We start from the raw sequence: 15035 nt of genomic DNA on the forward strand, positions 1-15035 counted from the left end.
CCGGGGCTTCGCGAACAATCCCTTTCGCCAAACACCCTCAAGGGGCTTTCCGTAGGGCGGATCGCACGGCAAGGGTCATGCGTTGGCGCACCGCCATTCCAGTCGAGGATCCTGTCATGCCGGCCACATTGTTGCATACCCACCGCGTCGAGAAGCCCTGGGGTCGCGACACGCTTTGGCCCGGCTTCGACGATCCCGCGCCCGGCTCGCCGCCGATCGGCGAAGTCTGGTTCCAGGAGCCCGGTAACACCACGCCGGACCTGCTGATCAAATACCTGTTCACCAGCGAGAAGCTGTCGGTGCAAGTCCATCCGAACGACGAGCAGGCGCGCGCGCGCGGCCTGCCGCGCGGCAAGGACGAGTGCTGGACGATCCTCGCCGCCGAGCCCGACTCGACGATCGCGGTCGGTACCAAGCAGCCGATGTCGAAGGACGATCTCCGCCAGTCGGCGGTCGACGGCACGATCGAGGACAAGCTCGACTGGAAGCCGGTCAAGCCAGGCGACTTCATGTACTGCGCATCGGACACGATCCATGCGATCGGCGGCGGGCTGACGGTAATCGAGGTCCAGCAGAATTCCGAGACGACCTATCGTCTGTACGACTACGGCAGCGACCGCGAACTGCACCTGAAGGACGGTATCGAGGTCGCCGATCCGACCCCGTACGTCCCCGTCGCGCCGCCGATCGAAGTCGAGACCGGCCGCACGATCATGGTCGAGGGGCCGAAGTTCGTGCTCGAGCGCTGGAAGGGCGGCGAGCATGTCGTCAACCTGCCCGAAGGCACGACCGGCTGGGTGATCCCGATCACCGGCTCGGGCGATGTCGGGGGTGTGGCGTTCAAGGCCGGCGAGTGCGCGACGATGACGGGGAGCGAGACGGTGTCGACCAGCGCGGATGCGGACGTGTTGTTCGCGTATCCGCTCGCAAAGCGGATCTGAGCGAAGGTCGCGCCGCCGCATTCGTTGTTCCACACTTCCTTGTTCTCCCGCGAAGGCGGGAGCCCAGTCTGCGTCCCCGCCTTCGCGGGGAAACACTGTAATCGAGGGCATACACTCCTCATGACTACCACCCCGGCGATGGCCGGGGCCCAATTGGGGAGCGTCGCTAACGAAGGTCGGCAGGCCGTTATTGCCACCTCTCCAATTGCGCCCCGGCCTCCGCCGGGGTGGTGTCTTCCTCAATAACGCGGCGCATAACCATCGAGCGCCAAACGCACGCCGTTAACCCGGCCGCGCTATACCCCGCCGTTATGCTCCGCGTCCTGACTCTCTCCACCCTGTTCCCCGATTCGACCCGGCCGAATTTCGGCGGCTTCGTCGAACGCCAGACGCTAGGTCTCGCCGCGCATCCCAAGGTGGACCTGAGGGTGGTCGCACCGATCGGCGTGCCGCCGGGACTGCTGCGCCGCCTGCGCCATCATGCGACGCTCGCGACGGTGCCGCACCGCGAGACGTGGAAGGGCGTCGACGTCCGCCGCCCGCGCTTTGCCGCGATCCCGGTCACGCAGGGGCGGTTTCACGTCGGTGCGTTGGTGCGTGCGCTCGGGCCAGTGCTCGATGCGATCCGCGAAGAGTTCGCGTTCGACGTGATCGATGCGTCGTTCTTCTTCCCTGACGGCCCCGCCGCGGTCGCGCTCGGGCGGCGCTATGACGTTCCCGTGTCGATCAAGGCGCGCGGCTCCGACGTTCATCAATGGGGCAGGGCGCCGGCCACCGCAGCACAGATTCGCGAGGCCGGGCAGGGCGCGGCCGGGTTGCTCGCGGTCAGCGCGGCGATGCGCCGCGACATGATCGCGATGGGGATGCCCGGCGACCGTATCCGCGTACACCACACCGGCGTCGACCAGGACCGCTTCCGCCCGGTCGACCGGGTCGCGGCCAAGGCCAGGCTCGGCGTCACCGGGCCGCTGGTGCTCGCGATCGGCGGGCTGCTGCCCCGCAAGGGCCACGACGTGGTGATTCGTGCGGTCGCCGCGCTGCCCGGCGTCACGCTGCTGATCGCCGGCCACGGCCCCGCGCGCGCTGCCCTCGAAGCACTGATCGTGCAGCTCGGCGTGGGCGACCGCGTCCGCCTGCTGGGGGCACTGCCTCATGCCGACTTGCCGGCGCTGATCGCCGCGGCCGATGTCAGCGCGCTCGCGTCGGAGTCCGAAGGCCTCGCCAATGTCTGGGTCGAGTCGCTCGCGTGCGGCACGCCGATCGTCATTACCGATGCCGGCGGCGCGCATGAGGTGGTGACCGCGCCGGAGGCGGGCCGGGTGACGATCGGCGATCCGTTGGCGTTCGCCGCTGCGATCGGCGCGGTGCTGGCCGATCCGCCCCAGCAGAGCGCGACGCGCGCGATGGCGGCCGGCTTCACCTGGGAAAAGAACACCGCCACGCTGTACGCGCACCTCGCGGCGCTGGTCGGGGATCGATGAGCGATCCTCCCCCGCAAGGGGGAGGTGGCACCGTAGGTGACGGAGGGGGAGGACACGCAACGCCTGACGTCGCTTACCGCCCCCTCCGTCTGGCAAGCGCCAGCCACCTCCCCCTGGCGGGGGAGGATTGAAGTTCGGATCAGCCTTCGAGCGGGTACAGCGCGGCGACGATCCAGCGGCCCTCGCCGCGCAGCACGGCCCAGGCACGGGCGGCGGCGCGGCTGTCCATCGCCTCGATCCCGAACCCGCGCGCCTCGACCGCGCGCTTAAACGCGAGTGGGGGTTGGCGGAGCGCATTGCCCGTCCCGAGGAGCAGGAATTCGGGCGCCGGATCAAGCGCCAGCAGTGCTGCGACGTCCGCCTCGCTCAGCGCCTCGAACGCCGGCGGCTCCCAGCCATCCGCGCGTTCCGGACTGATCGACAACGCGGTATAATAGCCGTCGTCGACCTTGAACCCGGCCCGACCGATTGCCGAGATCATCGGCCCATCGGTCTTCTCGCGGTCCATCCTCATGTCGTGATCAACGTTCGACCTTCGGACCAACCCGCTCGGCGCCGTCCTGCACGCCGCCCTTTCGCGGTGCAGGGTCGGCCCGCAGCCCCAGCGTGATCAGCAGCGACGACGACACGTAGATCGACGAATACGTCCCGACCACGATGCCCAGGATCATGGCGGCGGTGAACCCGCGCAGCACGTGGCCGCCCAGCACCAGCATCGCGACCAGCGCGAGCAGGATCGTCACCGAGGTCATCACGGTACGCGGCAGCGTCTCGTTCACCGACAGGTCGATGATCTCGCGCATGTCCATCTTCCGGTACCGGCGCATGTTCTCGCGGATACGGTCGTCGATCACGATCTTGTCGTTGATCGAGTATGAGATGATCGTCAGCACCGCCGCGACGATGTTCAGGTCGAACTCGAACTGCGTCAGCGCGAAGAAGCCGAGCGTCATCAACAGATCGTGGACGATCGCGACGACGGTCGACACGCCGAACTGCCACTCGAATCGCACCACCGCGAACAGCGCGATGCCGAGGATCGCGAGGCCGACCGCGAGCAGACCCTTGCTGATCAGCTCGTCCGAGACCTTGCCCGAGATCGTGTCGTACTTCGAGAAGGTCGCCCCGGGGAACTTCACGGCGAGGTCGTCCGACACTTTCTTGACGAGGCGGTTGGTCGCGCCTTCGTCGCCGGCGGGCACGGGCAGGCGGATCGACAGCGTCTTGGGGTCGCTGAACGACTGGATCGAGGCTTCGCCGACGCCGAGCCGGTCGACTTCGGTGCGGACCGCGTCGATCGATGGCGGGGTCGCGAACTTTTCCTCGATCAGGACGCCGCCGACGAAGTCGACGCCCATGTTGAGGCCCTTCGTCACGACCAGCCCGACCGCGAGCAGGGACAGTAGCAGGGTCAGCCCGAACGCCCATTTACGGAGCGAGACGAACTTGAGGTTCGTGTTGTCGGGAACGAGTTTCAGCAGGCGCATGGTTATCTCCCGCCTCAAATATTGATCGTGGTGGGGCGGTTCTTCCGCAGCCACAGCGCGACCATCATCCGCGTGAACGTGACGGCGGTGAATACCGACGTGCAGATCCCGATCAGCAGCACGACCGCGAAGCCTTTCACCGGACCCGAGCCGAGCAGCAGCATGATCACGCCCGTGATGGCGTGCGTCACGTTGGCCTCGAAGATCGTCCGCGATGCTTCCTTGTAGCCGAGCTCGACCGACTGGACGACGCTACGCCCGCGTCGCCGCTCCTCGCGAATACGCTCGTTGATCAGCACGTTGGCATCCACCGCGGTACCGATCGTCAGCACGAACCCGGCGATACCGGGCAACGTCAGCGTCGCGTTCAGCATCGCCATGACTGCGACGATGACCAGGATGTTGATGACCACCGCGAGGTTCGCATACAGCCCGAACCGGCCGTAGGTGACGAACATGAACACGATCACGAGCAGCGCGGCGACGATCGACGCGAGCACGCCGGCGCGGATCGAATCCTTGCCGAGATCGGGGCTGACGGTGCTCTCCGCGATCGTCTTCAAATTGACCGGCAGCTTGCCCGACCGCAGCGAGATCGCCAGCGCGTTGGCCGACTCGACGGTGAAGTTGCCCGAGATCGACGCACGACCGCCGAGGATCGGCTCGTTGATGTTCGGCGCAGAGATCACCGAATTGTCGAGGATGATCGCGAACGGCTTGTTGGTGTTCTCGGTCGTCACCTTGGCGAAGCGTCGGCCACCGACCGCGTCGAACGTGATCGCCACCTGCGGCGCGTTGGTCTGCGGCTCGAACTCCTGGCGCGCATCGGCGAGCTGGTCGCCCGAGATGATCACCGATCGCTTGACCGCGATGAACGGCACGCCGCGCGGATTGCCCGGATACGGCAGCACCTGGCTGCCGACCGGGGCGATCCCCTTGACCAGATCGGCCGGGTTCGCAGTCTCGTCGACCAGCTTGAACTCGAGCTTGGCCGTCTTGCCGATCAGCTCCTTCAGCGCTTGCGGGTTCTTCAGGCCCGGCACTTGCACCACGATCCGCGTCGCGCCCTGGCGAACGATCGTCGGCTCCTTGGTGCCGAGCGCGTCGATACGACGACGGACGACTTCGGTCGCGTCCTTCATCGCGGTGTCGACCGCCTGGGTCAGGCCGGCCTGGGTCGGCTTGAGCACGAACCGGCTCGTGTCGACGACGTTGATGTCCCACTCGCGCTGGCCGCTCATCCCGGCGCCACCGCCGGTGATCGCCAGCAGGCGCTCGCGGGCCGCGTCGACCTGACTCGGATCACGCAGCAGGAAGGTCAGCTGCCCACCCCGCGTCGAAATGTCGCCGATCTCGATCCGCGGCGTTCCGTTGCGCATCGTCCCCGCGACGCTGTCGCGCATCGCCTCGATCCGCGTCGCGGCGAGGTCGGCGGTATCCGCCTCGAGCAGCAGGTAACTGCCGCCGGCGAGATCGAGCCCGAGGTTGATGTGCGGATGCGGAATCCGCCCCCATTGGCTCGTGGTGCTCTCGGGGAGGAAGCTCGGGATCGCCAGCAGGCACAATGCCGCCAGCAACCCGATGATCGACCCGATTTTCCAGCGCGGGAAGTCGAGCATCAGTCGTTCGCCGGCTTCGTGTTCGGGCTGGTGATGTCGGTCAGCGTCGCCTTGACGACGCGCACGCGGACATTCGGCGCGATCTCGACCTCGACGACGTTATCCTCGACCTTGGTCACCTTGCCCAGGATCCCGCCCGAGGTGACGACGCTGTCGTTCTTCTTTACCGCGGCGACCGACGCCTGCAGCGCCTTCATCCGCTTTTGCTGCGGACGGATCATCAGGAAATAGAACACGACGAACACGAGGAAGAGCGGCGCGAGGCTCAGGAACGAGGCGATCCCGCCTCCCGCCGTCGTGGCGGCGCCGTCTGCGGCCTGGGCGTATGCTGGTGAGATGAACATGGAGTTCCGTATCTGTGAAGGGTGGCTCGGTTCGCGCGCCGCGCGGCCGGTCGCATTGGTCCGCCCGCTATCATCGCTTGGGGTCCCGTGCAACCGATCGCCACAGGATGGGACGGGGCGCACGGGCGACCGGCGGCGTCACGAACCTCGCGGGCGAAGAGCCGGTGTTCGCGCTTGCATCCCGCCGCGAGCCCGCGTAGTGCGCCCCCCTCGGGTCGCTCTGCGGCCCGTTCGGTCGGAGCGTAGCGCAGCCTGGTAGCGCACCACACTGGGGGTGTGGGGGTCGCAGGTTCGAATCCTGTCGCTCCGACCATTTTCTTATAGCGATGAAGAGACGCGGCGCTGCTCAGGTAGCGGCGACGCTGCTCACTTGCGTGCTACGCTCACCCCGCCGCGCAACGCGCTCCCCTCCCTGAAGGGGAGGGGCTGGGGGTGGGGGTGGGTAGGCCGGTTCGAGTCCCACCGGTTCGTATGTGCGGAAGCCGACCCACCCCCAACCCCTCCCTGCCAGGGAGGGGGCAGAAGGAGAAGGTTTACGCCGTCTCGCTCACCGTGGCCGCGTGGCCTACCGCGATCGCGCTCAGATTGACGATCCCGCGCGCGGTCACGCTCGGCACCAGCATCTGCAGCGGCTTGGCGAGACCCAGCAGCATCGGCCCGAGCGGCGCCGACTCGGTCGATGCCGACAGCAGCGACACCGCGATGTTGGCCGCGTCGATGTTCGGCATGACCAGCAGGTTCGCCGACCCGGTCAGCGGACTGTCGTTCACCAGTCGCCGCCGCAGCGCTTCCGACAGCGCCGCATCGCCGTGCATCTCGCCGTCGAACTCGAACTCGGGCGCGATATCCTTGAGTAGCGCATGCCCCGCGCGCATCTTCTGCGCAGACGGCGACCGCGACGCACCGAAGCTCGAATGCGACAGCAACGCCGCCTTCGGCTCGATCGCGAACGCGCGCACAGCCTCGGCTGCGAGCAGCGTCATCTCGGCGATCTGCTCGGCGGTCGGATCGACGGTCACGTGCGTGTCGCAGAAGAACAGGCTGCCGGTCCGCAGGATCACCGCCGACATCGCATACAGCCGCGACACGCCCGGCATCCGCGGGATCAGCGGCATGACGTAGGTCATCTGCGTCCACCAGTCGCCGATCCCGCCACACAAGGCTGCATCGACACGCCCCTCGCGCAGCAGCATCGCCGCCGCCACGCTGGGGCGGGTCCGCAGCGCCCGCTCGGCGCTGTCGGGCGGCGTGCCCCGGCGGCCGACCAGCGCGCTGTAGCTGGCCAGCAGCGGCTCGAACACGTCGCGATCGGTGGCCGGATCGAGCACCTCGACATCGCTGCCGATCGTCATGCGCAGGCCGCTCGCCTCGATCCGCTGGCCGATCACCTCGCGTCGCCCGATCAGCACCGGACGGCCGAGGCCCTCGTCGATCACCGTCTGCACCGCGCGCAGCGTGCGGTCGTCCTCGCCCTCGCCATACGCGATCGAGCGCCCCGCCTGCTTGGCGCGCGCGAAGATCGGCCGCATCAACTGACCCGAGCGGTACACGAACACTTCGAGGTCGCGCAGATACGCGTCGAAATCCTCGATCGGCCGCGTTGCCACGCCCGACTCCATCGCTGCCTTCGCCACCGCGGGCGCAACATGCAGGATAAGCCGCGGATCGAACGGCTTGGGGATGATGTAGGTCGGTCCGAACACCGGCGTCGCGCCGCCATAGGCCGACACGACCACGTCCGACGCGGTCGCGCGCGCGAGCGCTGCGATCGCATCGACCGCCGCGACTTTCATCGCCTCGTTGATCTCGGTCGCGCCGACGTCGAGCGCGCCGCGGAAGATGAACGGGAAGCACAGCACGTTGTTGACCTGGTTCGGAAAATCCGAGCGCCCCGTGGCGATGATCGCATCGGGCCGGGTCGCATGGACCAGCGCCGGCTGGATCTCGGGCTCCGGATTCGCCAGAGCGAGGATCAGCGGATCGGGCGCGAGCAGGTGCAGCCATTCCTGCTTCAGCACGCGCGGCGCCGACAGGCCGAGGAAGATGTCCGCCCCCTCCAGCACGTCCGGCAAGGTCCTCGCGTTGGTCGTCCGTGCATAGCGCGCCATGTTCGGCGGCATGTTCTCGTCACGCCCGGCATGGACGACGCCCTTGATATCGGTCAGCGTCACGTTCTCGGGGTTGAGCCCCATCGACACGAGCAAATCCACCGTCGCGAGCGCCGCCGCGCCTGCGCCCGACGTCACCAGCTTCATCTGGTCGAGCCGCTTGCCGCGCAGTTCGAGCACGTTGCGGACCGCGGCGGCACAGACGATCGCGGTGCCGTGCTGGTCGTCATGGAACACCGGGATGTTCATCAGCTCGCGCAGCTTCGTCTCGATCTCGAAGCACTCGGGTGCCTTGATGTCCTCGAGATTGATCCCGCCGAACGTCGGCTCGAGCACGCGGACCGCCTCGATGAACGCCTGCGGATCGAGCTGGTCGATCTCGATATCGAAACAGTCGATGCCCGCGAATTTCTTGAAGAGCACCGCCTTGCCCTCCATCACCGGCTTCGACGCGAGCGCACCGATCGCCCCGAGCCCGAGCACCGCGGTGCCGTTGGTGATGACCGCAACGAGATTTCCGCGAGCCGTGTAATCCCGAGCCTTGTCGGGATCGGCGGCGATTTCCTCGCACGCAGCAGCGACGCCTGGCGAGTAGGCGAGCGCGAGATCGCGCTGCGTCGCCATCCGCTTGGTCGCCTCGACCGAGAGCTTACCCGGCTTGGGATAGCGGTGATAATCGAGCGCGGCTTTGCGGAAATCGTCTTCCATGGTCTTCCTAACCTGTCGGCCGCGGCGGCGACCGGGTTGAGCGCGCAGACAGAGCCCGCGGCGAATGTTCAAGGGAGCGCATAGCCTTAGGGGCACCAATCCGCCAACCCCGCGCGGACGTAGCGTCGGTTTGGGGGGGGAGGGCGACTGCGACCCGGTACCCCACACCACAGCACCACCCCGGCGAAGGCTGGGGCCCAATTGGAACGTCGGAGGTAACGAAGCGCGATCCTCCGTCAGCACCGTCCCCCAATTGGACCCCGGCCTCCGCCGGGGTGGTGCGCAACCCAGCAATCCTCCCCCGCAAGGGGGAGGTGGCACCGAAGGTGACGGAGGGGGAGGCAAGCGGTCACCTGCGTTGCGTGTCCTCCCCCTCCGTCTGGCAAGCGCCAGCCACCTCCCCCTTGCGGGGAGGATTAGGGATCAACAATTCCCCTGTCCTACAACGAACCAATATGGTTCGCTCGCCTTCAATAAAACCGGGAGCCAGCCATGACCATCGACCACCTCATCGACGCCGTCATCGACCGCGAAGGCGGCTACTCCAACCACCCGGCAGACCGAGGCAGCCCCACCAGATACGGCATCACGGAAAGCGTAGCCCGCAGCAACGGCTACCCCGGAGACATGCGCAATTTCCCCCGCGACCAGGCGAAAACCATCTACCGCCGCCTCTACTGGACCCGTCCCGCCTTTGACCAGATCGCCACGCGAGCCCCGAAAATCGCCGAAGAACTCTTCGACACCGGCGTCAACATGGGCCCCGCAGTCGCCGCCACCTTACTCCAACGCGCCCTCAACGCGCTCAACCGAGGCGCAACGGACTATCCCGACATGCTGCTGGACGGCCGCATTGGCCCCGCGACCCTAACCGCGCTCGACACCTTCCTCGCCCGCCGCAAACCCGCAGGCGAAACCGTGCTCCTGAAAGCGATCGAGGCGCTCCAGGGCGAACGCTACGTAGCTCTAGCCGAGACCCGTCCCGCCAACGAAGCCTTCCTCTACGGCTGGCTCGCGAACCGCGTCTAAGCCCCCTGCGAGAACGCTCCCAGCGTGTGAACTTTGTGCACTTCCAGATTCCCGGAGACCGCCAATGACCCCGCAACCCCTTGATCCAGCACCAGACCCCTGGATTACCCGAGCCCGCCCGACTTTCCTCTACGTGATGTACACATTGCTGCTCGGCGCGATCCCCGCAGGCCTGATCGCCGCCGTCCGCCCGCAGATGGCGCAAGCGATCGCGGCCGGCATGGCGGCGTATCTCAACGCCATCCCCGAACCGCTCTACGCGCTCTTCGGCACCGGCTATCTCGGCTACACGGTGGCGCGGGAATGGGGGAAGGGGCGGTAACCACCCGAGCCTCCTTCGTCATTCCCGCGGAGGCGGGAACCCATACTGGCAAACCTGAGTGATGAACGGGTGAGGTCCGAGGGTCTGGATCCCCGCCTGCGCGGGGATGACGGATGATGGGAGAGGGGGATGGGAGGCGGCAGAGGCGTTGCACCCCCAAAACCAAACCCTACATCGCGCCTATGAGCAACGACCCCCACGCCATGCCGACATGGCACGGCACCACGATTCTCTCGGTCCGCCGCGGCGGCAAGGTCGTCGTGATCGGCGACGGCCAGGTCTCGATGGGCCAGACCGTCATGAAACCCAACGCCCGCAAGGTCCGCCGCCTCGGTGACGGCAGCGTCATCGGCGGATTCGCCGGCGCGACCGCCGACGCCTTCACCTTGTTCGAGCGCCTCGAACGCAAGCTCGAGGCGCATCAGGGCCAGCTGCTGCGCGCCGCGGTCGAGCTCGCCAAGGACTGGCGCACGGACAAGTTCCTCCGCAACCTCGAAGCGATGATGATCGTCGCCGACAAGGACGTGACGCTGATCCTCACCGGCAACGGCGACGTCCTCGAACCCGAGAACGGCGTCGCCGCGATCGGCTCCGGCGGCAACTACGCGCTCGCCGCCGCCCGAGCACTGGTCGAATACGAGACCGACGCCGAAGTCCTGTGCCGCAAGGCAATGGGCATAGCGTCCGAGCTCTGCGTCTACACCAACGACCGCCTCACGGTCGAAACGATGGACTCGACTAGCTAATCCCCCTCCCGCTTGCGGGAGGGGTCAGGGGAGGGGGTGAAATACACCCCACCCACGCCTTCCGCTGCGGCCACGCCCTCCCCCGACCCCTCCCGCAAGCGGGAGGGGAGAAGGTAACAAAATGAACGACCAGCTCACTCCCAAGGCCGCCCTGACGCCTAAACAAATCGTCGCCGCGCTCGACGCCCACATCATCGGCCAGGCCGCCGCGAAACGCGCGGTCGCGGTCGCGATGCGCAATCGCTGGCGCCGCCAGCAACTCAGCGAAGACCTCCGCGACGAGGTCACGCCCAAGAACATCCTGATGATCGGACCGACCGGCTGCGGCAAGACCGAGATCAGCCGCCGCCTCGCGAAGCTCGCCGACGCGCCGTTCGTGAAGGTCGAGGCGACCAAGTTCACCGAGGTCGGCTATGTCGGCCGCGATGTCGAACAGATCGCCCGCGACCTCGTCGAGGAAGCCATTCGCCTCGAAAAGGAACGCCGCCGCGTCGCCGTCAAGGACAAGGCCGAAGAGGCGGCGATGGGTCGCCTGCTCGACGCGCTCACCGGCAAGAACGCGAGTGAAGCGACGCGCGAGAGCTTCAAGCAGCGCTTCCTCGACGGCCATCTCAACAACGCCGAAGTCGAGATCGAGATCGAGCAGGCGCCCGCCATGCCGTTCGACATCCCCGGCGGCGCCCCGCAGATGATCAATCTCGGCGAGATGATGAAGTCGTTCGGCGGCGGCCAGCAGCTCAAGCGGCGGAAACTGACGGTCCACGCGGCATGGGACAAGCTCGTCGAGGAAGAGGCCGACAAGCGCCTCGACCAGGACGAGGTCAGCCGCGCGGCGCTGGCCGATGCGGAAGCCAACGGCATCGTCTTCCTCGACGAAATCGACAAGATCGCAGTGGCGGATGGCCGCGGCGGCTCGATCAGCCGTGAAGGCGTCCAGCGCGACCTGCTCCCGCTGATCGAGGGCACCACCGTCGCGACGAAATACGGCCCGATGAAGACCGACCACATCCTCTTCATTGCGTCGGGCGCGTTCCACGTCGCCAAGCCGAGCGACCTGCTCCCCGAATTGCAGGGCCGCCTGCCGATCCGCGTCGAGTTGAAGGGCCTCACCGAAGCCGATTTCGTCGCGATCCTGTCGGACACCAAGGCGTCGCTGCCGTTGCAATACAAGGCACTGATCGCGACCGAAGGCGTCGGCATCGAGTTCACCGAAGACGGCATTGCCGCGATCGCGCGCATCGCCGCAGAGGTGAACTCCGAGATCGAGAATATCGGCGCACGGCGCTTGCAGACGGTGATGGAAAAGCTGCTCGAGGAGGTAAGCTACAACACCGAGGACCGCGGCGGCTCGAACCTCGTCATCGACGGCGCCTACGTCGACAGCCAGTTGAAGGAAATCGCCCGCAACACCGACCTGAGCCGCTTCGTGCTGTAAGTGGCAAGCCTACCGTTTTCCTGCGAACGCAGGAATCCAGGGTAACGTGGCGAAACGCTCGTAACCCTGGACTCCTGCGTTCGCAGGAGAACAGAATTGGAGAGGAGAAACCATGGACGTGACCGAAGCGATAGACGCTCGCCGCTCCGTACGCGGGTTCCTAGGCACCCCGGTCGATCCCGCACTCCTCCGCAACCTCGCGATAAAAGCGTCCCGAGCAGCAACCGGCGGAAACCTCCAACCTTGGCACATCGCCATCGTCCAAGGCGAACCCCTCGCCCGCCTCAAGGCGACGATGGCCGAAAAGATCGCTGCCGGCGCCACCGAAACCCCAGCCTACGACATCTACCCGAAAGACCTCACCGCCCCCTACCGAGACCGCCGCTACGCCGTCGGCGAAGCGATGTACGCGCACCTGGGCATCCCTCGCGATGACAAGCCCGCGCGGCAAAAATGGTTCGCCCGCAATTTCGAATTCTTCGGTGCACCCGCCGCGTATTTCTGCACGGTCGACAGGCGGATGGGCCCGCCGCAATGGTCGGACCTTGGCATGTACCTGCAAAATCTGATGCTGCTCGCGGTCGACGCCGGCCTGGCCACCTGCCCGCAGGAATGCTGGGCGATGTATCCGGAAACGGTCGGGAGGGTCTTGGATATGCCCGAAGACCGCATGCTCTTCTGCGGCATGGCGATCGGCTATGAGGACAAGACTGCCCCGGCCAACGCCCTGCGCACCGAGCGCGCAGACGAAGCGGAATGGCTGGTGACGATCAAACCGTCATCCTGACGAAAGTCAGGATCTAGGGCCACAGGAGACCGCCCTTAGTTACCCTGGATCCTGACTTTCGTCAGGATGACGGAACTAGAGGACCACCGTCACCGGCTTGGCACCCTTGATCCCCGCAAGGATCATCGCTTCCCAGACCGCAGGATCGCCCGCCGCGGCCATCGCCTTGTCCGGCTCGCGCAGGGTCTTCAGCACTGCCAGCGCATCGGGCAGATAATCCGCCCACGCCGCGTCGATCAACCGCGACGCCGACTCGGCATCGCCGCCGGCATTCGCGCTGATCCGCTGTCCCGCCAGCACGCGTGCGACGCGTTCGGCAACAGGTGTAGTGGAAACGTCCATGAGCATTCTCCTCGCGGGACCGGTCTACACCATACCCGCGAGGCGAACGAATGCTCCTTAGCGTGCCGAGCTCGGACCCGCGCCGCGGCTCGGACCACGACCACCGCCGCCGGCCGGACGGCCACCGCCGCCCTGGCCGCCGGGACGACCACCGCCCTGGGGACGACCGCCGCCGCCGCCCTGACCGCCGCCACCCTGGCCGCCACGGCTGGCACCCGCATAGTTGCGACCGGTCGTACCGGTCGCCCTCGGCGAATGCGTCGCGCGCGGCCGTGCCGGATCGCGCGGACGATCGATCCGGACCTCGGGATCCGCCCCCATCGTCTTCACGCGCGTCTGCTTGATCTGGTTCGACAGGTTGACGAAATCGTCCGGCAGCGACCGGACCTGGACCTTCTGGCGGGTGATCCGCTCGATGTCGCGCAGGTAGGCCTTCTCGTCATCCGCGCAGAACGCGACGGCGATGCCGCTGGCGCCCGCACGCGCGGTGCGGCCGATGCGGTGGACATACTGCTCGGCGACGTTGGGCAGCTCGAAGTTGATGACGTGCGAAACGCCCGAGACGTCGATGCCGCGCGCGGCGATGTCGGTCGCGATCAGGACCTTGACCTTGCCCTGCTTGAACTCGCCGAGAGCCCGCTCGCGCTGGCCCTGGCTCTTGTTGCCGTGGATCGCGTTCGAGGCGATGCCGTTGCCCGCGAGCAGCTTCACGACGCGGTCGGCGCCATGCTTGGTGCGCGTGAACACGAGCGCGCGGTCGATCGCCGGATCGGCCAGCGTGATCGTCAGCAGCGCCTGCTTTTCCGACTGGTTGCAGAAGGTGACATACTGGTCGACACGCTCGGCGGTCGTCGCGGCGGGCTTCACCGACACGGTCTTAGGGTCGAGCAGGAACTGGCTGGCCAGCTCGCGGATCGCGAACGGCATCGTCGCCGAGAAGAACAAAGTCTGGCGCTTCTTCGGCAGCATGCGGACGATCTTCTTCAGCGCGTGGATGAAGCCCAGGTCCATCATCTGGTCGGCTTCGTCGAGCACGAGGATCTCGATCATCGACAGGTTGCAGAAGCCCTGCTCGATCAGGTCGATCAGGCGGCCCGGCGTGGCGACGAGGATGTCGACGCCGCGGCTCAGGTCCTGGCGGTTCTTGTTGATGCTGGTGCCGCCGAACACGGTGGTCACCGACATCTTGCTGAACTGGCCGTAGGCGCGCGCGCTGTCGGCGATCTGGCTGGCGAGTTCGCGCGTCGGCGCGAGCACCAGCATGCGGCAATGCGTCGGCAGGACGCGCTTCTGGGTTTCGGTCAGGCGCTGGATCGACGGCAGCACGAACGCCGCGGTCTTGCCGGTGCCGGTCTGCGCGATGCCGAGCAGATCGCCGCCTTCGAGCAGGATCGGGATCGACTGGGCCTGGATCGGCGTCGGCTCGGTATAGCCCTTGGCTTCGAGCGCACGGACGAGCGGCTCGGCAAGGCCGAGGTTTGCAAATGACATGAATAGTCTCTCAAATAGATGCCGGGCTCGCGAATCCACACAAGGACGCGCGAGGGGCGGTGGTGTTTTGACACCCCGCGTGAAAAGGGAAGCCCGTTGGAAACGACCGAGGCGGAGCTAAGACCGTAAAGGTCCAATCACGCTGCATTACGCCTCGATGAGCGCCATCTGGCGTATCATCGTCGAAAAGTCAAC

Annotated in this window: 13 protein-coding genes, 1 tRNA gene and 1 pseudogene; 8 read left to right on the plus strand and 7 right to left on the minus strand. The window is 66.7% G+C overall.

Annotation, left to right across the window (positions count from 1 at the left end):
- Nucleotides 1–116 precede the first annotated feature (116 nt).
- Nucleotides 117–941, plus strand: a complete 825-nt coding sequence (locus O6Y00_RS15655; RefSeq protein ID WP_353443524.1) for a class I mannose-6-phosphate isomerase — start codon at nt 117–119, stop codon at nt 939–941.
- A gap of 311 nt (nt 942–1252) precedes the next feature.
- Complete coding sequence (locus O6Y00_RS15660; protein ID WP_353443525.1) at nt 1253–2422, plus strand: glycosyltransferase; 1170 nt, start codon at nt 1253–1255, stop codon at nt 2420–2422.
- Nucleotides 2423–2561: 139 nt separating this feature from the next.
- On the opposite strand, the gene O6Y00_RS15665 is transcribed toward O6Y00_RS15660, so the two are convergent.
- The 4 genes from O6Y00_RS15665 to yajC are packed head-to-tail and all read right to left on the minus strand — an operon-like array spanning nt 2562 to nt 5872.
- A complete protein-coding gene (locus tag O6Y00_RS15665) occupies nt 2562–2936 on the minus strand; it encodes an Mth938-like domain-containing protein (protein ID WP_353443526.1) in 375 nt (124 codons plus the stop codon).
- A gap of 7 nt (nt 2937–2943) precedes the next feature.
- On the minus strand, nt 2944–3909 hold the full coding sequence (gene secF / locus O6Y00_RS15670; RefSeq protein WP_056489900.1) for a protein translocase subunit SecF: 966 nt from the start codon (nt 3907–3909) through the stop codon (nt 2944–2946).
- A 14-nt stretch (nt 3910–3923) separates the two neighbouring features.
- Entirely contained in the window at nt 3924–5528 is a 1605-nt protein-coding gene (gene secD / locus O6Y00_RS15675) for a protein translocase subunit SecD (protein WP_107954621.1), read from the minus strand.
- A complete protein-coding gene (gene yajC / locus O6Y00_RS15680; RefSeq protein ID WP_056066746.1) occupies nt 5528–5872 on the minus strand; it encodes a preprotein translocase subunit YajC in 345 nt (114 codons plus the stop codon). Before yajC ends, secD begins: the two co-directional genes overlap by 1 nt.
- 236 nt (nt 5873–6108) lie before the next feature.
- Between yajC and O6Y00_RS15685 the strand changes: the two genes are divergently transcribed.
- A tRNA-Pro gene (locus tag O6Y00_RS15685) sits at nt 6109–6185 on the plus strand.
- Between the two features lie 220 nt (nt 6186–6405).
- Here the strand turns inward: O6Y00_RS15685 and O6Y00_RS15690 are convergent.
- Nucleotides 6406–8688 (minus strand): NADP-dependent malic enzyme, encoded by a 2283-nt coding sequence (locus tag O6Y00_RS15690; protein WP_353443527.1) that lies wholly within the window; start codon nt 8686–8688, stop codon nt 6406–6408.
- Between the two features lie 492 nt (nt 8689–9180).
- Between O6Y00_RS15690 and O6Y00_RS15695 the strand changes: the two genes are divergently transcribed.
- From O6Y00_RS15695 to O6Y00_RS15715, 5 genes and pseudogenes are all read left to right on the plus strand, one after another.
- The gene (locus O6Y00_RS15695; RefSeq protein WP_353443528.1) at nt 9181–9717 is read left to right on the plus strand and encodes a glycoside hydrolase family 108 protein; all 537 of its coding nucleotides are present in this window, start codon (nt 9181–9183) and stop codon (nt 9715–9717) included.
- A gap of 88 nt (nt 9718–9805) precedes the next feature.
- Nucleotides 9806–10039 (plus strand): annotated as a pseudogene (locus tag O6Y00_RS15700) (3TM-type holin); the annotation flags it as partial.
- Between the two features lie 203 nt (nt 10040–10242).
- Complete coding sequence (gene hslV / locus O6Y00_RS15705; protein ID WP_107954625.1) at nt 10243–10785, plus strand: ATP-dependent protease subunit HslV; 543 nt, start codon at nt 10243–10245, stop codon at nt 10783–10785.
- Nucleotides 10786–10906: 121 nt separating this feature from the next.
- Nucleotides 10907–12220 (plus strand): ATP-dependent protease ATPase subunit HslU, encoded by a 1314-nt coding sequence (hslU, locus tag O6Y00_RS15710; protein WP_353443530.1) that lies wholly within the window; start codon nt 10907–10909, stop codon nt 12218–12220.
- A gap of 112 nt (nt 12221–12332) precedes the next feature.
- Nucleotides 12333–13007 (plus strand): nitroreductase, encoded by a 675-nt coding sequence (locus tag O6Y00_RS15715; RefSeq protein ID WP_353443531.1) that lies wholly within the window; start codon nt 12333–12335, stop codon nt 13005–13007.
- A 75-nt stretch (nt 13008–13082) separates the two neighbouring features.
- Here the strand turns inward: O6Y00_RS15715 and O6Y00_RS15720 are convergent, their stop codons facing one another.
- Nucleotides 13083–13349, minus strand: a complete 267-nt coding sequence (locus O6Y00_RS15720; protein ID WP_132896051.1) for a hypothetical protein — start codon at nt 13347–13349, stop codon at nt 13083–13085.
- 57 nt (nt 13350–13406) lie between these two features.
- On the minus strand, nt 13407–14840 hold the full coding sequence (locus tag O6Y00_RS15725; RefSeq protein ID WP_353443532.1) for a DEAD/DEAH box helicase: 1434 nt from the start codon (nt 14838–14840) through the stop codon (nt 13407–13409).
- Nucleotides 14841–15035: the final 195 nt, after the last annotated feature.

This window comes from Sphingomonas faeni, assembly GCF_040407565.1.
GTDB lineage: Bacteria > Pseudomonadota > Alphaproteobacteria > Sphingomonadales > Sphingomonadaceae > Sphingomonas > Sphingomonas faeni_F.